General features: G+C 51.9%; 22 protein-coding genes. 14 read left to right on the forward strand and 8 right to left on the reverse strand.

Annotation, left to right across the window (positions count from 1 at the left end; genetic code table 11):
• Nucleotides 1-9 precede the first annotated feature (9 nt).
• The gene (locus CFB04_RS14980) at nucleotides 10-1,149 is read left to right on the forward strand and encodes a ribonuclease D (protein ID WP_255396948.1); all 1,140 of its coding nucleotides are present in this window, start codon (nucleotides 10-12) and stop codon (nucleotides 1,147-1,149) included.
• Nucleotide 1,150: 1 nt separating this feature from the next.
• On the opposite strand, the gene CFB04_RS14985 is transcribed toward CFB04_RS14980, so the two are convergent.
• The 3 genes from CFB04_RS14985 to prmA all read right to left on the reverse strand — a co-directional run bounded on the left by CFB04_RS14985 (nucleotide 1,151) and on the right by prmA (nucleotide 3,711).
• Entirely contained in the window at nucleotides 1,151-1,771 is a 621-nt protein-coding gene (locus CFB04_RS14985) for a hypothetical protein (protein WP_172825511.1), read from the reverse strand.
• 280 nt (nucleotides 1,772-2,051) lie between these two features.
• A complete protein-coding gene (locus CFB04_RS14990; protein WP_088536138.1) occupies nucleotides 2,052-2,792 on the reverse strand; it encodes a 16S rRNA (uracil(1498)-N(3))-methyltransferase in 741 nt (246 codons plus the stop codon).
• A gap of 1 nt (nucleotide 2,793) precedes the next feature.
• Nucleotides 2,794-3,711: a 50S ribosomal protein L11 methyltransferase gene (prmA, locus tag CFB04_RS14995; RefSeq protein WP_088536139.1), complete on the reverse strand. Its 918-nt coding sequence runs from the start codon at nucleotides 3,709-3,711 to the stop codon at nucleotides 2,794-2,796.
• Nucleotides 3,712-3,845: 134 nt separating this feature from the next.
• Here prmA and CFB04_RS15000 point away from each other — a divergent pair, with 134 nt between their 5' ends.
• The 6 genes from CFB04_RS15000 (at nucleotide 3,846) to CFB04_RS15025 (ending at nucleotide 11,122) form a co-directional block, all read left to right on the forward strand.
• Nucleotides 3,846-5,012 (forward strand): M20 family metallopeptidase, encoded by a 1,167-nt coding sequence (locus CFB04_RS15000; protein ID WP_088536140.1) that lies wholly within the window; start codon nucleotides 3,846-3,848, stop codon nucleotides 5,010-5,012.
• A gap of 72 nt (nucleotides 5,013-5,084) precedes the next feature.
• Nucleotides 5,085-5,897, forward strand: coding sequence for a pyruvate, water dikinase regulatory protein (locus tag CFB04_RS15005; RefSeq protein ID WP_088536141.1), 813 nt, complete (start codon nucleotides 5,085-5,087; stop codon nucleotides 5,895-5,897).
• A gap of 59 nt (nucleotides 5,898-5,956) precedes the next feature.
• A complete protein-coding gene (locus tag CFB04_RS15010; RefSeq protein ID WP_088536142.1) occupies nucleotides 5,957-6,631 on the forward strand; it encodes a response regulator transcription factor in 675 nt (224 codons plus the stop codon).
• A 3-nt stretch (nucleotides 6,632-6,634) separates the two neighbouring features.
• Nucleotides 6,635-8,050, forward strand: coding sequence for a cell wall metabolism sensor histidine kinase WalK (locus CFB04_RS15015; protein WP_088536143.1), 1,416 nt, complete (start codon nucleotides 6,635-6,637; stop codon nucleotides 8,048-8,050).
• 76 nt (nucleotides 8,051-8,126) lie between these two features.
• Nucleotides 8,127-9,527, forward strand: coding sequence for a DegQ family serine endoprotease (locus CFB04_RS15020; RefSeq protein ID WP_088536144.1), 1,401 nt, complete (start codon nucleotides 8,127-8,129; stop codon nucleotides 9,525-9,527).
• A 113-nt stretch (nucleotides 9,528-9,640) separates the two neighbouring features.
• Nucleotides 9,641-11,122 carry a leucyl aminopeptidase gene (locus CFB04_RS15025; protein ID WP_088536145.1) on the forward strand — a complete coding sequence of 494 codons (1,482 nt, stop codon included), beginning with the start codon at nucleotides 9,641-9,643 and terminating at the stop codon, nucleotides 11,120-11,122.
• 84 nt (nucleotides 11,123-11,206) lie between these two features.
• On the opposite strand, the gene atpE is transcribed toward CFB04_RS15025, so the two are convergent.
• From atpE to hemL, 5 genes are all read right to left on the reverse strand, one after another.
• Nucleotides 11,207-11,482: an ATP synthase F0 subunit C gene (atpE, locus tag CFB04_RS15030; RefSeq protein WP_088536146.1), complete on the reverse strand. Its 276-nt coding sequence runs from the start codon at nucleotides 11,480-11,482 to the stop codon at nucleotides 11,207-11,209.
• 53 nt (nucleotides 11,483-11,535) lie between these two features.
• Nucleotides 11,536-12,225 carry a F0F1 ATP synthase subunit A gene (gene atpB, locus CFB04_RS15035; RefSeq protein ID WP_088536147.1) on the reverse strand — a complete coding sequence of 230 codons (690 nt, stop codon included), beginning with the start codon at nucleotides 12,223-12,225 and terminating at the stop codon, nucleotides 11,536-11,538.
• 4 nt (nucleotides 12,226-12,229) lie between these two features.
• On the reverse strand, nucleotides 12,230-12,619 hold the full coding sequence (locus CFB04_RS15040) for an ATP synthase subunit I (protein ID WP_197692525.1): 390 nt from the start codon (nucleotides 12,617-12,619) through the stop codon (nucleotides 12,230-12,232).
• Nucleotides 12,588-12,833 (reverse strand): AtpZ/AtpI family protein, encoded by a 246-nt coding sequence (locus tag CFB04_RS15045; protein ID WP_088536149.1) that lies wholly within the window; start codon nucleotides 12,831-12,833, stop codon nucleotides 12,588-12,590. The genes CFB04_RS15040 and CFB04_RS15045 overlap by 32 nt, the downstream gene beginning before the upstream one ends.
• An 86-nt stretch (nucleotides 12,834-12,919) precedes the next feature.
• A complete protein-coding gene (gene hemL, locus CFB04_RS15050) occupies nucleotides 12,920-14,203 on the reverse strand; it encodes a glutamate-1-semialdehyde 2,1-aminomutase (RefSeq protein ID WP_088536150.1) in 1,284 nt (427 codons plus the stop codon).
• 344 nt (nucleotides 14,204-14,547) lie between these two features.
• Between hemL and CFB04_RS15055 the strand changes: the two genes are divergently transcribed.
• The 7 genes from CFB04_RS15055 to CFB04_RS15085 are packed head-to-tail and all read left to right on the forward strand — an operon-like array spanning nucleotide 14,548 to nucleotide 22,059.
• On the forward strand, nucleotides 14,548-14,919 hold the full coding sequence (locus tag CFB04_RS15055) for an NADH-quinone oxidoreductase subunit A (RefSeq protein ID WP_088536151.1): 372 nt from the start codon (nucleotides 14,548-14,550) through the stop codon (nucleotides 14,917-14,919).
• Entirely contained in the window at nucleotides 14,910-15,422 is a 513-nt protein-coding gene (locus CFB04_RS15060) for an NADH-quinone oxidoreductase subunit B (RefSeq protein WP_088536152.1), read from the forward strand. The genes CFB04_RS15055 and CFB04_RS15060 overlap by 10 nt, the downstream gene beginning before the upstream one ends.
• Nucleotides 15,423-15,453: 31 nt before the next feature.
• The gene (locus CFB04_RS15065; RefSeq protein ID WP_088536153.1) at nucleotides 15,454-15,939 is read left to right on the forward strand and encodes an NADH-quinone oxidoreductase subunit C; all 486 of its coding nucleotides are present in this window, start codon (nucleotides 15,454-15,456) and stop codon (nucleotides 15,937-15,939) included.
• 51 nt (nucleotides 15,940-15,990) lie between these two features.
• Nucleotides 15,991-17,160, forward strand: coding sequence for an NADH dehydrogenase (quinone) subunit D (gene nuoD / locus CFB04_RS15070; protein WP_088536154.1), 1,170 nt, complete (start codon nucleotides 15,991-15,993; stop codon nucleotides 17,158-17,160).
• A 27-nt stretch (nucleotides 17,161-17,187) separates the two neighbouring features.
• Nucleotides 17,188-17,718: an NAD(P)H-dependent oxidoreductase subunit E gene (locus CFB04_RS15075; protein WP_088536155.1), complete on the forward strand. Its 531-nt coding sequence runs from the start codon at nucleotides 17,188-17,190 to the stop codon at nucleotides 17,716-17,718.
• A gap of 30 nt (nucleotides 17,719-17,748) precedes the next feature.
• Complete coding sequence (gene nuoF / locus CFB04_RS15080) at nucleotides 17,749-19,524, forward strand: NADH-quinone oxidoreductase subunit NuoF (protein WP_088536156.1); 1,776 nt, start codon at nucleotides 17,749-17,751, stop codon at nucleotides 19,522-19,524.
• Between the two features lie 42 nt (nucleotides 19,525-19,566).
• On the forward strand, nucleotides 19,567-22,059 hold the full coding sequence (locus tag CFB04_RS15085) for a molybdopterin-dependent oxidoreductase (protein ID WP_088536157.1): 2,493 nt from the start codon (nucleotides 19,567-19,569) through the stop codon (nucleotides 22,057-22,059).
• Nucleotides 22,060-22,085: the final 26 nt, after the last annotated feature.

Raw genomic sequence — 22,085 nt, forward strand, 5'->3', positions numbered from 1 at the left:
GAGGCGCATGTGACGAGGCAAAAACCGGAATTCATTACTACCTCTCATTCCTTGGAGCAGCTGGTGGCTAGATTATGCCAGGAGCGAGTGCTGGCGTGCGATCTTGAAGGAGATTCGCTCCATCATTACCAGGAACGTGTATGCCTCATCCAGCTTTCGACGGGTGAGGGTTCTTTTCTTGTAGATCCTCTTGCTATTGACGATATGTCTCCCCTTGCGCCCCTTATGGCCGATCCGTCCATCAAGAAGGTTTTTCACGGGGCAGATTACGACATACGTTCTCTTCACCGCGATTTCGGCATCGAAGTATGCAATCTTTTCGATAGTATGATCGCATGCCAGCTGCTTGGAGAAAAAGAGGTGGGGCTGGCTGCGGTACTCAAAAAGAGGTTTGGCGTTGAACTCGACAAGAAGTTCCAAAAAGCCGACTGGAGCAGAAGGCCTCTTTCCGAAGGGATGATTGATTACGCAATCAGGGACACCATCCTTCTCATAGAGCTTTACCGCCAACTGGAGCGGGAGCTGGCAGCCCGAGGGAGGCTTGCCTGGTTGGAAGAAGAGTGTGAGCTCCTTTCGCGAGTCAGGGCGACCGGGCGGAACGAGGAGCCCCTTTTCTCCAGGTTCAAAGGAGCCGCAAGAATGGATGGCCGGACGCTTGCTGTGCTTGAGGAGCTGTTGCGATTTCGGGACGAGAAAGCGCGCATCAGGGATGTTCCACCTTTCAAAGTGCTAGGGAATGAACAGGTGCGGGCCCTTGCCGAGAAGAAACCGCACAAGCCAGCCGATTTGCAGTCTGTTCCTGGTATGCCCGCAGCTGTTGCCGAACGTTACTGCAAAGAAATTCTAGCGGCGGTCGCCCGGGGAATAGCAACGCCTGCGGAACAGCTTCCGCGGTTTCCACGGCTCGAACGTGTAGCACGTGATCCCAAGCAGGAAGGGCGGTTAAAAATACTGAAGCGTTGGCGAGAAAAAAAGGCGGAAGTCCTAGGGATGGAAGCGGGGATACTTGCCAATAACAACCTTCTTGAGGGACTTGCTGAAGCTGTTCCATTTTCCCTTGAACAGCTCGATCTGGTATGCCACATGAAGAAATGGCAAAAGCGGGAATTCGGAGCCGAAATTATTTCAATCCTGGCACGAGGCGATTAGATCAGTTTACCTTCCTTCGCGGAGGTAGTTCTCCGAAGAGGGATTCGTATTCCTCTACCGAAAGACCCATGGTATCTATTTCCTCTTGCCCCTCTGCTTGTCCTTCCGAGATGTCTTCCAGCAAAACCTCACCAAAACCAATAGGGTCGACTGTTTCAATTGTTTCATTCTTATTTACTGACGGTTCTTCAGATACGAATTCAAAGTCATTAAATAAAAATTCCATAGGTTCAAGCTTGGTTGAATCGTTCTTTCCCGCGTCTGCCGTAGCAGGGGTAGCTGACGCCGGGCCGATTTGAAGATATTCTTGTTCCTCATACTTCTCTTCATCGAAGGAAAATTCCGCGAAAGAGATCCCTTCAGCCTCGGGTGCTGGCGAATCCTCCGGTAATGAAGCAATTTCTTCAGCTGCATCGGTTTGAAAATCAGAAACTAGCGGCCCTTTTGCGTCTTGGAGTATGTCGGGGAAGGAATCGGTGAATGGTGATTCTGTCCGGAGTTCCCCTTCGTTCCCCGCTAATTCGATGCCGAAGCTGAACGGATCAGGCTCTTGAGAAAACTGTTCCGGAGAAAAATGGTGGCCCCCATCTCCAGCTGGTTCCGGTTCGCTAACTTCGCCCATGCCTGTCCCTGAAGTGCATATGTCAGGCTGTAATTCGGCAAGCGCATCCAGTGTAGGTTCGGGTGGTAGGAACGGAAGAATCGTTGCGCGTAGCCCATGGGATACCTTATAACCACCTAGATCGATTCCGCATTTTTTGCAGCTATCGAGATATTCGAAGCTGTTGTACCCGCATTTGGGGCATCTCATCGTAGCCTCCGTTCAAAAGGTCTGCTTCCCATTATCGGTCGTCTTCACTCAAACTTTATGCTGCTCCTGTGAATGCAAGAGCGGCTTCGGGTCACCCTATATCTCCCCATACGAACTGAAGGATCGAAAGGATTACGATTCCGGCGGTCTCAGTCCTCACTATGCGTTTTCCCATGGATACGGGTACAAATCCATGTTCTCTTGCGATAGCTGCTTCTTTGGGGGCTATTCCGCCTTCAGGACCGATAATGATTGAAATAGTTGTGGGTAAGGTCACTGTGTCCAGGACATCTTTTAGCCCGGCTAGTCCCTGCTCTTCCCAAAGGAGCAGCTTGACAGAGGATCTGTCAGCTTTAATTGCCTCGCCCAGACCCAGTGAAAAAGCGACTTCGGGGACATCATTGCGCCCGCATTGGCGTGAAGATTCCCGCACGATTCGTTGCCATCGGGCGAGGATACCCGACTCTCTTCCCTGATCGATCCGCCTCACCGACCGTTCTGCCTGGAACGGTATAATGGCGGCGGCACCTATTTCAGTGGCTTTCTGAAGGATGTGATCGATCTTGTCGCCTTTTGGCAGCCCTTGGTAAAGGGTTATAGCAGGGGCAGGCGAGGGACCGGCTGAAGGCGCGTGCTTCAGGAGGTCCAGCACAAGGCTGTCGGCATGTATATCGCGAAGCACGGCGCCCCTCACGTTTCCCTCTCCGTCAAAAAGAAGTACCTCCGTGTTCTTTTTAAGGCGAAGGACTTTTGCCATGTGGTGAAATGTTTCGCCGCCGATTATTACTTCCGAACCGGTTAAATACTCTGCAGGAACAAAAAAACGTCGCACCTCAAGACTTCCTGCGGTATGTCAGACAGCACCACTCCGCCTGTTCCGTCCGGCTCTGGAAATCTAGTTCAGGGAGATCAAAGCCTTGGCGGACGAAGCTCTCGCGCTCTTTCAGGATGCCCGACAGAATAAGGAATCCATTTAAGGCGAGCTTTTCCACCAATTCTGGAGCGAGCTTTACGAGCTCTTCTGCAATTATGTTTGCCAGAACAACATCAAACTCCCCAGGTATCTCATCAAGCGGCTCCGTGCCCAGGCGTATTTCGGAAGTGACGCTGTTTAACAGAAGATTTTCCGAAGCAACACGAATCGCTTCCGGATCAATGTCTAATGCGTGAACGAGCCAAGCTCCCATTTTTGCTGCAGCTATGGTGAGGACACCAGACCCCGTTCCCACATCGAGGACTGCTAAGGAGCGGGGTGATGGGGACATGATTTTTTCAAGGGCCTCCAGGCAAAGCCGCGTGGTCGGATGTGTTCCTGTGCCGAAGGCTTGCCCTGGATCGAGTTCAAGAACTATATCGCCCGGGGAAGCTGAATACTCTTCCCATGTGGGTTTGATAACCAGATTACAGCCGATTCGCGATGGTTTGAAAAATGCCTTCCAGTTGTTTGCCCAATCTTCATCTCCAAGAGCCTGGATAGACGGGGGTCTGTAGGTATATCCGGGGAAAATGCGAGTCTGTTGCATCAGAAAGGCTGAGATATCGTTGACGACCCCCTCCAGGGATGCGTCCGCCGAGAAGTACGCGCAAATGTTTTTTTCCGGGGAAGATGCAATTGAGTCGGTAGTAAAAGTATCCACGCAGATATTTTCTATGCTGACACCGCAACCGGAGAGCTCAATAAGATACTCCGCCAAGACGTCTACCATTTCATCAGGGACAGTACAGGAAACTTCGATCCAGCCGCTTTTCATTAGTTGCTCCGGATTGTGCTTGTTGAAATTGCAGGGAGCTAACGTAGCAAAATGATGATGTATTGACAATAAAAACCTTGACAAAGCACCAGGGCGCATGTAGCTTTAATTAAAATATGGTAGTGGCAGGTGCCGTGGATATATCGACAGTAAAAGCTGCTATTGTGGAGAAGGTTGAAGATCGGTGCGATGAGTGGTTCTCCATTGCCAAGTGTTTTTATGACTCTCCTGAGGTAGGGCTCCAGGAGGTTCGCGCTGCGGCCGTCCTGACAGCTAAGCTGGAGACGGAAGGTTTTGAGGTTCGGAGGGGGCTTGCTGGCCTTACTACCGCATTCCGTGCTGAGTGGGGGAGTGCAGGTCCTACTATTGCTCTGTTGGCCGAAATGGATGCGCTTCCTGGGCTGGGGCATGCCTGTGGGCACAACATCATAGCCGCAGCAACCTTGGGGGCTGCGGTCACCCTTCGACATGTTCTCCCAACGAATGCTGCCCGTATTGTGGTAATCGGAACTCCAGCTGAAGAACAGGGGATAGGGAAAATAGAGCTGATTCGAGCCGGATGTTTCGCAGACGTCGACTTTGCAATGATGGTCCACCCTGCGTCTAAACGTCAGGTCATCAAAATGTTTCTGGGCCTTGCCCGTATCCGTTTCGAGTTTATCGGAAAAGCAGCCCATGCAGCTGCTCATCCCGAGGAGGGGATCAATGCCCTCGATGCAGTCATTCAAACCTTCAATGCCATCAATGGACTGCGTCAACATCTGCGTCAGGATGTGAAGGTGCACGGTATTATTACTGAAGGTGGAAGTGCACCGAACATTATTCCTGAACGGGCTTCATGCTTCTTCTACGTTAGGGCGGAGGACCTGTCTCAAGTCGAAGAGGTCCGACGGCGAATAAAAGCTTGCGCAGAAGGGGCGGCCATGGCCTGCGGATGTCGGCTCTCGGTCCAGGAGGATCCTCGTGTGCTTGCACCTATGGTCATAAATCGCGCGTTTTACCGTCTCTACTCGAAGCAGCTTGAGTATCTTGAGCTACCAGAGGCAAATGCACCCATTGATCGTAATATGGGGTCTTCAGATATCGGTAACGTTTCGCGGCTTGTACCGACAATTCATCCTCATGTACCTATAGGTACCGGAATTTCGATACATACCGAAGAGTTTGCTCGCGCTACTGTCTCGGAGCAAGGAAGGGCTGCTGTTATCGAGGGAGCAAAATCGCTGGCTCTGACAGCATTCGAATTGGCTTCATGTCCGCGCGTAAGAGAAGAAATTTTGAAGGAATTTACTGCTCATTAGGAAAATGGATTGCTCAATTTTAAAAAAATGGTATATTAATGAGCGTAGGCAAATACGGGTGGGCTGTTTAATATGAGCCAGCATCTTTATCTTTTGTCCGACGCGACTGGGGAGACTGTGGAGCGAGTGGTGCGCGCAGCTCTTTCACAGTTCAGAAACATAGATATAAAGCTGCATCGGTTGAGTGGCTTGCGTTCTCCCTCCGACATTTTGCAGGCTATCACCGCACCTATCAGACAGCCCGGACTTGTAGTTTATACGCTGGTTGATCCGGAGCTTGCCCAGTTTTTGCGAAATGAAGTGGAAGCGCACGGGCTGGAAGCGGTGGATCTTATCAGCCCTCTACTATACAAGCTTTCTGATATGTTTGCCATGCCACCGAGAGAGGAGCCGGGGCTGCTGCATCAGATAAGCTCAGAATATTACAAGCGCATGGATGCGGTAAACTTCACGGTAAAGCAGGATGACGGGCAGGAGCTGCGAAACCTTTTCCGTGCAGATATTGTGCTTGTTGGGGTGTCCCGGACATCTAAAACACCGCTTTCGATTTATCTTGCGCATAAAGGTTATAAAGTTGCGAATGTCCCATTGGTATATGGGATCGCTCCACCTCCGGAGCTTTTCGAAATCGATCAGCGGAGAGTGGTTGGCCTAATGATTGATGCGGAGCGGCTTGTCGAGTTGCGCGTTGCCAGGCTCCGACAGTTACGCCAAAGTCCGCGTGGAAGCTATGCGGATTATGATGCCGTTGTGGAGGAGCTGAATTACTGCAGGCAACTATACCGCAAGAATCCGGAGTGGCAGGTCATAGATGTAACAAACAAATCGGTTGAGGAGTCGGCAGCTGAAATACTGAAAAAATTGAGCAGTAACAGTATTGACTGAAGGTGCATGCTCCGTTCCTGATAAGCGCGAAGTAAATTTCAATGAAAAGGGGACATAACATGAGAATTCTAGTAGTAGAAGATGAAAAGAAGGTGTCCAGCTTCATCAAACGGGGTCTGGAAGAGGAAAAATATGAAGTGGACACAGCTATCGACGGGGAAGAAGGCTTAAAAATGGCTCTTGAGAAGCCTTACGACCTGCTTGTGCTCGACTGGATGCTTCCGAAGAGAGATGGGCTCAGTGTGCTCAAGGAGCTACGGATGCGGAAGAATACCACACCGGTGCTGATGCTCACCGCCAAGGATACGGTCGAAGACATTGTGGCCGGGTTAGAGACCGGATCTGATGACTACCTCACAAAACCGTTTGCCTTTGCAGAACTGCTGGCCCGAGTCAGAGCCCTTCTCCGCCGCAGTGAGATGGACCGCGGCGCAGAAATCCGTTTTGCTGATCTTAGAATAGACCCCGTGACTCATAAGGTCTGGCGAAAAGATCGTGAAATTGACTTGACTGCCAAGGAATATGGTCTGCTGGAATATTTCATGCGTAACCCTAATCAAGTTCTCACAAGAACCATGGTCGCCGATCATGTTTGGGATTACACTTTCGACAGCTTTACAAATATCATTGATGTTTATGTAAATTATCTACGTAAAAAAATAGATCGCGACGCAGATAAAAAACTTATTCATACAGTAAGGGGGGTAGGTTACATTCTGAAAGAGGAGGATTGATCTTTGATTTTTAGGTCAATCCGTTTTTCTCTCACATTTTGGTATTCAGTTACACTAGCTGTAGTTCTTGTTGTTTTCAGCTCGTTTCTGTACCTTATAATAAGAGAGCAGTTTTACCATGAGGCTGACAGGGAGCTGTTAACTATAGCAGAAGCGATTGCCAGCCCCACGATGGAGCCCTTCCGGAATTCTGCTCCATCGGTTATCGATCAGGTACTGGAAGATTTTCTGGGGCCTAAAATAAGCAACAAGTATGTCCAGATTTTTGACGGGACCGGAGACGTTTACTCCCGTTCCCGAAACCTGAAGGACATTCGTCTCCCTCTGACGAAGTCCACGCTCACTGAAGCGAGCCAAGGCAATATTGTCTATGAAACAGTGACTACTCCGGGTCTTTATCCTGTCCGGAGTATTTCATTTCCGCTGTTCAGCGATGGACGCCTGAGCCGCATCATATACGTCGGGACTTCTCTTGCAGCCGAGACGGAGACCCTTGACAAGATTCTCCTTATCCTCTTTATCACCATTCCCACGTCGCTACTCCTTGTCGGGTCCGGCGGATGGTTTCTTGCCGGTCGTGCCTTGAAGCCTGTCGATCTTATCACCAGAAGCGCTCAAAAAATCACCGCCGAAAATCTGAATCAGAGGCTGGAGGTCGTAAATCCCAACGATGAAATCGGGAGGCTGGCCGAGACTTTTAACAGAACGCTTGCTCGCCTCGACCACTCATTCAAGCGGACGAGGCAGTTTTCTTCTGATGTGTCCCACGAGCTGAGAACACCGTTGACCATTCTCAGAGGGGAAACGGAGGTAGGGCTGCGGTGGGCAAAGGAGCCCGAGGATTTTCGTGAGTTGCTGCGAAGCAATCTGGATGAAATCAAACGTATGTCGGAGATAATCGAATACCTCCTTGAGCTGTCCAGAATCGAAGCAGGCGAACTGCCACTCGATATCCAGGAGGTCGACCTGGAGGAGCTGCTGCATGAAATGATCGGATCATTGGAAGCAGAAGCATCAGTTAAGGGAATTGGCCTCGATCTAATCCAATCGGGACCCGTTTTTGTAAAGGGGGACAGACTGCGGATAAAGCAGGTTTTCATCAATCTGCTCGAAAATGGAATGAAGCATACACCATCCGGCGGGAGAGTCAGGATCATCCTTTCATACGCTGCTGAAAGTGCTACAGTTGAATTCGCCGATTCAGGCCCTGGTATACCCGAGGAAGATATCCCGTTTATCTTTGAAAGATTTTACCGAGTTGACAAGGCAAGAAACCGTTCCCATGGGGGCCTCGGCCTAGGTCTTTCAATTGCTAAATCTTTAGCTGAGGCTCAGGGTGGACGTATCGAGGTCAGCAGTGTGCTCGGAAAGGGGAGCACCTTCTCAGTTCATTTTCCCCGTTTACATTTTGCCAGTTAACCTTTCGCACCCTCGTCGGGTTGACAACCACCATACCCGTCATTACATTATTAAGATACATCAAGAGGAGGGGAATATGCGAAGGAACCTATTTCGTGCCGTATCCTTATTTCTGTTGTCAGTGTGCCTTCCGACCTTTGCAGTGACTCAAAGTTATGGAGCCAGTGTCGGGCCCGACCTTTCAGAGCTTGTAAAGAAGCTCAAACCTACCGTGGTAAATATCGGCACATCAAAGACTATCAAACCGCAGCGACCGTACATGCGCCGTTCTCCGAATCCATTTGGAGACCCCTTTGAAGATTTTTTCGAGCGCTTTTTCGGGGAAACCCCTCAAAGATCCTACAAGGAGAGAAGCCTCGGGTCCGGATTCATCATCAGCGATGAAGGGTATATTCTGACCAACTATCATGTAGTATCAGGCGCCGATGAAATCAAGGTCAAGCTCTCCGATGGGAGGGAGTTCAAGGGGGAGGTGAAAGGGCTCGATGAAAAGCTGGATCTCGGCCTTATCAAAATCGAGACCAAGGGGGAGCATCTTCCGGTAGCCGAGCTCGGCGACAGCGACAAGATCCGGGTCGGAGAATGGGTCATGGCCATAGGGAACCCCTTTGGGCTTGCCCAGACTGTTACGGCGGGGATCGTCAGCGCGGTGGGACGTGTGATAGGCAGCGGTCCGTATGATGATTTCATTCAAACCGATGCATCGATCAACCCGGGAAATTCGGGCGGACCTCTCTTCAACATGAATGGTGAAGTAATTGGTATCAACACGGCTATTGTGGCCGGTGGGCAGGGGATCGGTTTTGCAATCCCTGTAAACATGGCTAAAGGTACCCTGAACCAGTTGAAGGAGAAGGGAAGGGTGACGCGTGGATGGCTCGGAGTAGTCATTCAGCAGATTACTCCGGAACTGGCTCAGTCTTTCGGCATTCAGGAAAATGTTGGAGCTCTCGTTTCGGAGATTGTTAAAGATGGTCCTGCTGAAAAGGCTGGCCTCAAGGCGGGAGACATCATTCTGGAGTTCAATGGTAGAAAGATTAAAGAAATGAATGACCTTCCTCGCATAGTCGCATCAACCCCCATAGGGAACAAGGTGCCTGTCAAGATAGTGCGTAATGGGAAACAGGAGGAGATAGCAGTAGTCATCGAGCGGCTGAAGGACGACTCCGTAGAAGAAGAGCCCGCCGCGGCTCCGGATAAACTAGGAATGGGAGTGAGCGAGTTGACGCGGGACCTGGCGGCCAAACTCAACCTGAAGGAAACCAGCGGCGTGGTGGTCACCGAAGTGAAACCAGGTGGTCTCGCAGATGAAGCAGGCATCACTCCTGGTGACTTCATTAATGAAATAAATGGAGCAAAGGTATCCACTGTCGGTGAATACAATAAGGCCGTTGAGTCCGCAAGAAAAGGGAGTGTGGTGAGGATTCTTCTGAAACGCGGTGATTCCTCGCTCTTCGTTGCGATGAAGCTTGATTAGTCGCAAAGTGGCCGAGAGTTCTCCCGTCCGCGGTTAAACTGCCTTATGCTCAGAATATTGCCGAGCCAAGGTTAGCTGCAGATGTCTCGACTAAAGGTTGAATGGAGCAGTATATGATAGTTGATGTGATTAGTGGCAACCCCCTACAGTATGAATCACAGGTGCTTGCGCTAGGCTGTTTCGAAGATGATAGATCCGCCCTTTTGATACCTGAACTGAACGAGGTTCTAGGTGGGCTCATCGAACGCTTGTATATCCAAGGTGAGTTCACGGGAGGTCTTAACAAGACTACATTTATTCATTCTCTGGGTAATCTTCCATCGGAGCGCATTCTCCTTGTCGGTCTGGGGCAAAAAGACGCACTGACGTGTGACCGCTTACGCCAGGTAGCCGGTACTGTCGTTCAGCTTGCCAGGGCTAAAGGTATCACTGAAGTTGCTTCAATGATTCACCTGCAGGCAGGAACAATGGAAGAGGGTGTTGCAGCCACGATTGAAGGTGCAATGCTTGCCAACTACTCCTTCAACAGGTACCGCACCAAGAAAAAAGGTGAGAACCCTATAGAGAGGTTTAGCATTTTCGCTCCTGGTCCCGACCATGTGCCGCTATATGAAAAGGCCGTTACAGAAACGCGGATTATTTCAGAAGCTGTCCTCTTCGCCAGGGATATGGTTTCACAGCCATCAAACGTTGTAACTCCCCCTTTCCTGGCAGAAGAGGGAATAGAGATGGCCGATGTATTCGGCCTTGGCTGCAGGATCATTGAACAGGAAGAGATGGAGCAGCTTGGCATGGATGCACTACTCGCTGTATCGCGTGGTTCCCGGCAGCCACCGAAACTGATCGTACTTGAACATCTTCCCAATAGAGGGGAGAGGCCGGTGGTACTTGTCGGGAAAGGCGTCACTTTCGATTCCGGTGGGATTTCGCTTAAGCCGCGGGACGGGATGGAAATGATGAAGACCGATATGGCGGGAGCAGCAGCAGTAATGGCAACGCTTCGGACTGTTGCAGCGTTGCGGTTACCTCTGAATGTCGTCGGGATAATTCCAGCAGTTGAGAACCTTCCAGGAGGGAGTGCATACAAGCCAGGTGATGTTCTTTGTTCGATGTCGGGTCAGACAATCGAAATTGTCAACACAGATGCCGAGGGGCGGCTCATACTCTGCGATGCCATGTGGTACGCACGACGCTACGAGCCACGTGCAATCATAGACATTGCGACGCTGACAGGTGCTTGCACGGTTGCTCTCGGCACGGTGGCTACCGGTCTTCTAGGAAACGACATGGACCTGAAGCACTTGCTCTCTCAGGCCGGAGAGGCAACTGGGGAGCGTGTGTGGGAGCTTCCGCTCTGGGAGGAGTACGGAGAGCTCATGAAAAGCGATATAGCAGACATGAAGAACGCTGGCGGTGCCACGGCTGGTACCATTTCGGCGGGATGGTTTCTGCTGCAATTCGTGGGAGATACTTCTTGGGCACACCTCGATATTGCTGGAACGGCATGGGAAGAAAAGGGGCGGGCTTACGTCCCGAAGGGCGCCTCCGGGGTGGGGGTTCGCCTGTTGGTAGAATATCTGCGGAGCAGGTGCTAGCAATCCTTCTGTCAAAGAAGTGGATGGATAAAAAAACAGGGTGTGCCGCAACGGCACACCCTGTTTAATTTGAACTCACCCGGTTTACTTAGCTACGGTCTCGGCGAGTTTGATGGCGATGTCTTTGTAGGGGTTTGCGAACAGGATGATCAGACATACAACCAGGGCGTAGATAGCGAGGGACTCGATCATGGCGAGGCCGATCATCATCGTGGTGAGGATTTTACCGGAAGCCCCCGGGTTCCTCGAAACGCCTTCAACCGCACTCTTGACGGCAAGACCCTGACCGATACCGGTCCCTACTGTTCCAAGCGCCATACCGATTCCGGCGGCCAGAACGCACATGGTGAAAAAGCTCATCTTACTTCTCCTTTCTTCGTGTTGTTTCCTAAACAGTATAGGAAGTAAAATTCTCAGTGAGCCTCTTCAAGAGACCCCTGAATGTAGATCATTGCCAGCAGCATGAAGACAAAGGCCTGGATGAACGAAACCAGAACCCCCATCAGCAGCATGGGTAGCGGTACAAGAAAGGGTGCGAGGCCGAAAAATATAAGAAGCACCAGCTCGTGGCCGTTCATGTTGCCGAAGAGTCTGAGGGTGAGGGAGACTGGCCTTGAGAGATGACCTATTACCTCAATGAAAAACATTATCGGGGCGAGCCAGATGATGGGGCCCATGAAATGCTTCAGGTACTTTATCCCGTGCTCTTTAAGACCAACTATATGAGTGGCTACGAACACAATGATTGCGCAGGCCGCAGTGGTATTGATGTTCGCAGTTGGCGGGAAAAAGCCAGGTATCAGCCCGATGAGGTTTGAGACGAGGATGAACAGAGCCAAAGTGGCAATCAACGGAAAGAAAGGCCGACCGTGCTCTCCCATTGTCTCTACGATCATGTTCTCGATTCCGCCAACTACGACCTCCATGAAATTCTGGAGACCGGCTGGAACCGTTTTGATCGCCTTTGTGGCAAGAAATGACACTATCAGCAGAAGCACGATGATCAGCCATGTGTAGGCTATGGCGTCGGCTCCAGCCTCGGTGATGTGAAGTGGAGCGAGCAGTTCACGAAAGAACTGCAGGAACAATAACGGATGGACCATGTAATCAACCTCCTTTGCGGGCCACCAAGTAGAGTGCGAAAGCGGTAATGTTCATCACGATAAGGGACAGTCCCAGCAAGAGTCCTGGTATATGCACCTGTACCGTTGTAATAAGAAACCAGAGAACGACGCCTAGCAGAAAGAGTCGTACTACATATCGAACCTGAGCGAAGCGTCCTGCCTGTCCAGCAGGCATGCGAAGCACCCGGCGCAGTACGCTGGCCAGCCAGTAGTAATTGGTGATTGCAATCAAGCCACCGCAAAGAATGCTGCCTGCAATGTGAGTGGTCCCGATTAGCATTCCCCCAAGGGTAAGTGCACCTAGGAGTATCCAATTTGCAAAGTTCAGCCGGGAGAGGATGTTACTTTCGTTTATCCTCATCGGATTCGTCACGTTTGATTTCTTTTCCGGCAATAATGTAGATGTTCCTGAAGCCGGCTGCTATCCCGAAGAAAAGAAAAATGAAGAAAAACCAGGGGTCGGTCCCAAACCATGCATCGAGCTTTAGTCCAACGAAGACGCCGATGGCAATTGCGAGAACAACTGATATGCCCATGCTCGACACGATGCCGAGTGTTTTGATGAGGCTTTTGTTATTTTCTTTCATTCCTTCCCAGTTGGGGCAGCAAACCCACGCTTGATATCACACGAAATCGTACCCTGTCAATCAATTTGTCGACAAGGTTCTCAGGTTCAGAGGGCCTTGAATGCTTTTCTCGCAGCTGAAATTGTCTTATCAAGCTCCTTTTCTGTGTGGGAGATTGAGACGAAAGCAGTTTCGAACTGGGAGGGGGCTAAATAAATTCCTTCTTCCAGCATGAGCAGGAAGTATTTTGCGAACATCTTGGTGTCGCATGCAGCTGCCGTGTTCCAATCCTTGACTTCTCCTTTTGTGAAGAAAGCGCAGAACATGCTGCCGACACGCGTTGAGAAGATTGGATAGCCGGCATCATGTGCAGCTTGTGCGATGCCGGTAGCCAAATAAGCACTTTTCTCTTCAAGCTTAGCGTAGAAACCTTCCTGTTGAAGAAGTTTCAGGGTTTCTATGCCGGCGGTCATGGCTAGTGGATTGCCAGAAAGTGTTCCCGCTTGGTAAACACCGCCAGCCGGGGAAAGCATCTGCATAATTTCCTTTTTCCCCCCGAAGGCGCCCACGGGCAGACCTCCCCCTATAATCTTACCGAGAGTGGTCATGTCGGGAGTAACTCCATAAAGCTCTTGTGCGCCGCCGTAGGCAACCCTGAAGCCGCTCATAACTTCGTCGAAAATGAGAACAATGCCTTCGTTGCTGCAGATAGCGCGAAGCCCTTGGAGGAAGCCTTCTGCGGGTGGGACAGTCCCCATGTTTCCGGCGACGGGTTCGACTATGATGCAAGCGATCTGTCCCGGATTCTGTTGGATGAGTGCTTTTACCGATTCGAGGCTGTTGTATTCAGCGGTAAGGGTGTGCTTGGCAAAATCGGCAGGAACGCCGGGGGAATCAGGGACGCCAAAGGTGGCAGCGCCAGAACCGGCCTTCACGAGAAGAGAGTCTGCATGCCCGTGATAGCACCCGGAAAATTTGAGGATCTTGTCACGGCCGGTGTATCCGCGGGCGAGGCGGATCGCGCTCATCGTCGCCTCTGTTCCGGAGCAGACCATTCTCACCATTTCGATAGAAGGGACGGCTTGCACTACCATCTCGGCGAGTGTGATCTCCAGTTCGGTGGGGGCGCCAAAGCTGCTCCCGGTCTCGACTGCCTTCTGAACTGCGGAAACGACTTGGGGGTGGCAGTGGCCGAGAATCATTGGTCCCCACGATCCTACGTAGTCGATATAGCTGTTTCCGTCGGCATCGGTGATAGTCGGCCCTGCAGCTTTCCTGATGAAGACCGGATCGGCTCCGACAGATTTAAAAGCGCGGACGGGGCTGTTGACGCCTCCGGGGATGAAGCGCTGTGCCTCGCGGAAGAGTGACGCGGAAGTTGTTAGGTTCATCTTATTCTTCCTCCGTGGAAACTGACGTAAAAGCAGCAGGTTGGTATCATGGAAATCGAGATGGTGTCAAGAAATAAACTTGTTGTTCGGGCCGTTTCTATGCTATGGTCTCGCCGCGTAACCTCCCGAAAAGCGCGCGCAAAAGCCCTCCAGATTAAAAACTTTTTTCCTTGACAAACTTTTTGAAATGAAATAAGTTCCCATGTGCTGTATACAGTATACGTATGTACGGCCCCATGTTCTCTCCGTAACTAGCTGATAATTCATTTGTTTAACGTTTTTGTGCTGGCTGTGACTTTCTGGTAAGCACGCCATTAAATACACTCCCTTGGAGGAAGCTCTGTATGCTCGGTGCCTATTTGCCTATTATTCTACTTGTGGTTGTGGCGGTTGGTTTCGGTCTGGTCTCCATTACCCTGTCTACCCTGATCGGGCCAAAGAAGCCCTCGCTGGTGAAGATGTCTCCCTATGAGTGCGGGTGCGAGCCGGTGGGGAGTGCAAGGGAGCGATTCTCAATAAAGTTCTATATCATCGCCATGCTCTTCATACTATTCGATATAGAGGCGGTGTTCCTCTATCCTTGGGCTGTGGTATTCAAGAAGTTCATCGCCTCGGGTTTCGGCACGTTCGTCTTTGTTGAGATGATGGTCTTCATTGTCATCCTCTTCGTCGGTTATATCTACGTTTGGAAAAAAGGAGCCTTGGAATGGGAGTAGATCAAGCACTTGGTGACAATATCATCACGACCTCGCTGGACGGACTGGTCAACTGGGCGCGCAAGTCGTCCATCTGGCCGATGACGTTCGGACTGGCATGCTGCGCCATCGAGATGATGGCTACCGGCGCTTCCCACAACGACCTTGACCGTTTTGGAATCATCTTTCGCGCATCTCCAAGGCAAGCCGACTGCATTATTATCGCCGGTACCGTGACAAAAAAGATGCTGCCGGTAATCAAGACTGTCTATGAGCAGATGCCGGAGCCGAAGTGGGTGATCGCCATGGGCGCCTGCGCCTGTTCGGGGGGGGTTTTCGATACCTACAGTGTGGTGCAGGGTATTGACGAGGCCCTGCCGGTAGACGTCTACATCCCCGGTTGCCCTCCGCGCCCGGAGGCGCTTCTGTACGGGCTTATCAAGCTGCAGGATAAGATCATGAAGGATCGGAACTCGTTCGGTTCCTCCATCGGACTTGGTGAGCGGGTAGAGGCGGCCGCCTAGTAGCGAAACTCAAAAGGGAGAAGGTACGGTCATGGCAGAAAATAATCGCGCGGTAGTGACGCTTAAAGAAAAATTCCCTGCAGCAATCCTCGATATCAAGGAGTGCCGCGGCGATGTCATCATTACCATTGACAAGAAGGACGTTGTGGCGGTCTGTCGTTTCCTCAAGGAGTCTCTCCAGTACAATCTGCTGACAGATTTGACGGCAGTGGATTATCTTGGGGCCGATCCCCGCTTCATGGTCGTCTATAATCTATATTCGATTCCTAACAAGGACCGGTTGCTCGTGAAGGCGGGGGTGGGTGAAGGGGAGTGTGTAATTGATTCACTTACATGTCTTTGGAATAGTGCCAACTGGCTCGAGCGGGAGGTGTACGACCTGTTCGGTATCAACTTCGCCAACCATCCCGATCTGCGCCGCATCCTGATGACTGAGGATTGGGTAGGGCATCCCCTGCGCAAGGACTACCCCCTTCAGGGGCCGGATCGCGAGCCATACAAGGGTCGTCTTTCCTGAACTCCAAAGCAAACTCCAACTAATCAAATTCACCAATAGCAGAGGCGAACGATGTCCAACGAAATTATGACGGTAAATATGGGGCCGCAGCATCCGAGTACTCATGGGGTGTTGCGTTTGGTAATCGAGCTCGATGGTGAGGTGATCCAGAAGATTACTCCGCACATCGGCTACCTGCATCGTGGCGTTGAGAAGTTGTCCGAGCATCGGACTTATCACCAGACGATACCCCTGACGGACCGGCTCGACTATCTCGCCCCGATGAGCAACAACCTCGGCTATGTGCTGGCGGTGGAAAAGCTTCTCGGATTAGAGGTTCCCGAGCGTGCCCAGACGATCCGTGTCATCTTGACTGAGCTGACTCGGCTAAAGTCGCACCTTGTGTGGATTGCCTGTCATGCCCTTGATATCGGTGCCATGACTGTTTTCATCTACGCCTTCCGCGAGCGTGAGAAGGTCATGCAGTTGTATGAGAAGATTTCGGGCGCGAGGATGACGAGCAACTTCTACCGGGTTGGCGGACTGTCCTCCGATGTCTACAACGGCTTTGAGAAGGACGTACGTGAGATCGTGGATACCTTCCCCGGCCACTTCGACACCTACGAGGGGCTTCTCACCAAGAATACCATCTGGCTCCAGAGAACCATCGGCAACGGAGTGATTTCCGCTGAGGATGCAATTGACTTCGGGATCACTGGTCCGGCGCTGCGCGGGTCAGGTGTAGACTGGGACCTGCGTCGCGACAATCCCTACAGCGGCTACGAGAAATACAAGTTCAAGGTGCCGGTGGGCGAGAACTGCGATACCTATGACCGGTACAAAGTACGGCTCGTCGAGATGCGTGAGGCGGTTAACATCATACGTCAGGCGCTCGATTCCCTAAAGCCGGGACCAGTCCTTGCTGATGCTCCGAAGGTTTGTTACCCGTCCAAGGAGAAGGTGTACGATACCATAGAAGGACTGATTCATCACTTCAAGATCGCCAGCGAAGGATTTCCTGTGCCAGCCGGTGAGGTATACCAGGGAGTTGAGGCGCCAAAGGGTGAACTCGGCTTCTATATTGTGAGCGACGGCGGCACCAAGCCATACAGGATGAGGATCAGGCCTCCCTCATTCGTCAACCTTGGCGCGATCGAGAAGATGGCAAAAGGATCGATGATTGCCGACTTGGTTGCCATCATAGGAACCCTCGATATCGTCCTAGGTGAGATCGATAGGTAACCCCCAATATTTGCAAAGGAGATGGGAATGAGCAACGCTCCAGCCGAACAGACAGAGCAGGCTCCGGCCGAGGAAGTCGACCTCGCACCCGCTAACAAAATTATAGACAAGTACTTCACGCTTCCAGGGAACCTGATGCCTGTTCTCCAGGGTATTCAGGACGAGTACGGCTTTGTCCCGAGGCCGACAATCGACTTGGTAGCAGAGCGCCTCAATGTCTACCCGAGCCAGATCTTCGGGGTGCTGACGTTCTACGCGCAGTTCCACCTCAAGCCCCGCGGTCGCTATATTATTCGTGTGTGTGTCGGTACCGCATGTCACGTCCAGGGAGCGCCCCGTATTGTAGACACCTTCTTTGACAAGTTGGGGATTGGGCACGCAGAGACTACGCCGGATTTACGCTACACCTTCGAGAAGGTTGCCTGTCTCGGAGCCTGTGGCATGGCGCCTCTCGCCATGGTGAACGACGACACCTTCGGCAAGATGACTGTCCAGAAGGTCGAGGAGATCATCGCTGAGTACAACAAGCGTCCGATGAAGAAAGAGGAAGCTGAGTAAGTTCATCCACTAACCAGGGGATAATTCGTTATGGGCGAAGCTATAAAAATTTTGATCTGTCAGGGTACCGGCGGTGTGTCGGCAGGAGCGAAACAGGTTGAGGCCGAATTTCTCCGGGTGATCAAGGAGAAAGGGGTCGACGCCACCGTCGGCAAGCGTTGCGACGTCATCAAGACCGGGTGCCGTGGTCTCTGCGCCAACGACGTTCTCGTCGACATAATCACCGAGGAGCAGGGGCGGATTACCTACGACTTCGTCCTTCCCGAAGAGGTCGAGAAGATCGTCGACGAACACATCGTCAACAAGACGACCCTCGAGAAGCGCAAGGCGAAGCCCTACTACAATACGTTCGTCGACCAGCAGATGCGCGTCGTCATGACCGGCTGCGGCCAGATCGATCCGGAAAGCCTCGAAGCCTATCTCGAAGAAGATGGGTTCAAGGCCATAGAGAAGTGTGTGAAGGAAATGACCCCGGATCAGGTTGTTGAGGAAGTGAAGAAGTCGGGTCTCCGCGGAAGAGGGGGGGGCGGCTTCCCCACCGGCCTCAAGTGGTCCTTCTGTAAGGCAACTCCCGGCAACAAGAAGTACCTCATCTGCAACGCCGACGAGGGTGACCCCGGCGCCTTCATGGACCGCTCGATTCTCGAGGGTGACCCTTACTGCATTATCGAAGGGATGATGATCGCTGCCTACGCCATCGGATGCTACGCAGGATACGTATATGTTCGCGCAGAGTACCCGCTTGCCATCGAGCGTCTCCAGAAAGCTCTCGACGTTTGCTACGAGAAAGGGTACCTAGGCAAGAACGTCCGCGGGTGGGGATTCGATTTCGACCTCAGGATCAAAAAGGGTGCAGGCGCATTCGTCTGCGGCGAGGAGACGGCGCTGATGGCCTCCATCGAGGGCGAGCGCGGGATGCCGCGCCCCCGTCCGCCTTTCCCGGCCGTCAAAGGCCTCTGGGGCAAGCCTACCAACATCAACAACGTCGAGACCTTTGCCAACGTCCGCCACATCATCAACAAGGGAGCGGAGTGGTACGCATCGCTCGGTACCGAGACTACGAAGGGCACGAAGATCTTCGCCGTCACCGGGAAAGTTAAGCACACCGGTCTCGTAGAAGTCCCCGCCGGTATGACGGTGCGAGAGGTTATCTACAACGTCTGCGGCGGTATTCTTAACAACCGGAAGTTCAAGGCAGTTCAGGCGGGCGGCCCCTCCGGCGGCTGCATCCCTGCAGAGGTTCTCGATACGCCGGTTGACTACGACTCTCTCATCAAGGCTGGAGCCATGATGGGTTCCGGTGGTCTCGTCGTCATGGACGAAACTACCTGCATGGTCGACGTTGCCCGCTTCTTCCTCACATTCACGAGGATGGAGTCATGTGGGAAGTGTGTTCCGTGTCGCATCGGCCTCAAGGCTATGCTTGATATCCTCGAGAGGATCACCGAGGGGCGGGGAGAGGCTAACGACATCGACACCCTTCTCGAAATGGGGGCGACCATCAAGAAGGCGTCCCTCTGCGGTCTCGGACAGACCGCGCCGAATCCTATCTTGTCCACAGTCAAGTATTTCCGCAACGAATATGAAGCCCATATCAATGATAAGCGGTGCCCGTCGAACTGCTGCAAAGAGCTTCTTCTGTGGCAGGTCGTTGAAGAAAAATGCGTGAAGTGCGGAGCATGTTTGAAGGCGTGCCCCTCTGATGCCATCGAATGGGAAAAGGGGAAGGTTGCGTACCTCGTGAAGGAAAAGTGCACCAAGTGCAAGTCCTGTTATGATGCCTGCCGCTTTATGGCCATCGAGTAGCCGATCGTCACGTAATACATCTGAGGGAGAACAGAGGTCGAGATGGTAAATCTTACAATCGATGACAAACAGGTAACCGTACCGAAAGACGCTACCATATACGATGCGGCCAAAGCTGCCGGCATCAAGATCCCTATCCTGTGCCATGACAAGAAGCTTCATCCGTTCGGCGGGTGCCGTATGTGTCTCGTTGAGGTCGAGCAGATGAAGGGGCGACAGATACCTGCCTGCACAACCCCGGTCACCGAGGGTATGATCGTTAAGACGATGACTCCCGAGATCGTTCAGGCCAGGAAATTAGTCCTCGAACTGCTGCTGCTCAAGCACCCCATCGACTGCCCGGTGTGCGATGCAGCAGGGGACTGCGATCTCCAGAACCTTACCTATGAATATGAAGTGAACACCAATCACTTCACCGATGAAAAGTTCAACCACGCCATAGACTACGAGAACCCGCTCATCGAGCGTGACATGAACCGTTGCATCCACTGCGGTAAATGCGCGAGGATCTGCGATGAGATTGTTGCATTCGGAGCATACTCCTTCATCAATCGCGGTATCGAAGCTAAAATCGGTACGCCCTTCGACGGGCCTCTAAACTGCGAGTTCTGCGGTTCCTGTGTCTCCGTATGTCCTGTCGGTGCCCTTCTTTCCCGTCCCTTTAAATTCAAGGCTCGCTGGTGGGCTCTCAATAAAGTAAAGACTGTTTGCTCCTACTGCGGAACTGGCTGTCAGCTCACTCTTGGTGTTAAGGACGATCAGGTTCTTACAACCGTTTATGACGAGAATCAGGGTTTCCACAACGGCCAACTCTGCACACGCGGACGTTGGGGCTATCAATTCGTCAACAGCGACCAGCGACTTGCTACGCCTCTTATCAGGAAGAACGGAAATCTTGTTCCAGCGACATGGGATGAGGCGCTAGGCCTCGTTAAGCAGCGACTTGTCGACGCCAAAGCTGCCGGCGGGTCTTCCGCAGCCTGTCTGGTGACTCCGCGTCTCACAAACGAGGAGCTGTTCCTGTTGAAAAAGCTGTTCCGCGATGCGATTGGTTCAGGAAATATTGATCATTCGGCGGGGTTCGCTCATGCAGCGCTTACTGAAGGCGCCCAGCAGAGCCTTGGTTATCCGGCATCACCTTCATCTATTGCTGATATACAAAAGGCTGGTCTGCTGCTTGTGGTGAAGACCGACGCCTATGAAACGCATCCCGTCATAGGATTTGAGATTAATCTTGGAGTGAAGCGTAAAGATGTCGATCTCCGGGTGCTTTCAGACAAGAATGGAAAGCTGTCTCGCCTTCCAGGTGCAAAGACCTATATTCACAAACCCGGCAGCGAAATTTTGATATTCAATGCAATGGCCAAGGTAATCATTGAGGAGAACCTCATCGACTCCGATTTCGTTGCGACAGTGAGCAACTTCGGAGAGCTGAAGAAATCGCTTGAAAGCTATACTCCGGAGAAGGTCGCTTCTGACTGCGGTATCTCTGCAGATGAAATTACTGCTCTCGCCCGTGATTATGCAAAAACTCAGAAAGCATTGATCATGCTGCCTATCGGCCTTGCATATCCCGGACACAGCAAGGAGCTGGCACAGGCTATCATAAACCTGGCTCTTCTTACCGGAAAGATCGGTAAGGAAGGCTGTGGTGTCCTCATAATGGGAGAAAAGAACAATAGCCAGGGCGCAGCTGATCTTGGTATGCATCCTTCGGCCAACGGGAAAAACGCTGCGGCAATCTTCGATGCCTGCTCTACTGGTGCTATTGATTTCCTCTATATTGTCGGAGAAAATCCAGTTGTATCGTATCCCAACCGGAAAAGAGTCGAGGCTGCTCTCGACAAGGCGCCCTTTGTAGTCGTGCAGGATCTTTTCCTGACAGAGACTGCCCAGATGGCTGATGTTGTACTCCCCGCGGCATCATTTGCAGAAAAAGAGGGAACCTACACTAGTGCTGGTCGAGCAGTACAGAAGGTAAACAGGGCCATCAAGCCAGTTGGGGCCTCCCGTAGCGATTTTGAGATATTCAACGACCTCCTTGGTGTTTTTTCTGATTCCAATTCGTATGGAAAACCCTCTGAAGTTTTTGCCGAGATCGCGTCCAGCGTACCTGCATACCAGGGGCTTTCCTATGGAGCGCTTGGGCAGGATGGAGTAGTACTCTCCAGCAACAATGTTCCCGAATTTGTCCCGGTCGCTGCCCCCTCGGTACCTTCAGAGCAGGGTAAATTTGCTCTTCTCACCGGCAGCGCTTTAAATCATTGCGGTACGCTATCCAGATTTGGTGAAGGCCCGATGTATGTCTGCCCGTCAGGCTACATTGAACTTAATGCTGGAGATGCAGCATCTCTGAAAATAGCTGAAGAGGACATGGTCACCGTCAAGTCAGCTAACGGCGAAGTTAAACTCCGTGCAAAGGTGAGTCAGAGGCTCCCGAAAGGAACGATGTTCGCGCCGTACCACTTTGGTGAGCAGTCCATCAACACACTTACCGACGGCTCAGCAGTAACGTTTATCACCGTCACCAAATAAATTTACTGAGTCCTATAATACAGAGA

Source organism: Geobacter sp. DSM 9736, from assembly GCF_900187405.1.
Lineage (GTDB): Bacteria > Desulfobacterota > Desulfuromonadia > Geobacterales > Geobacteraceae > DSM-9736.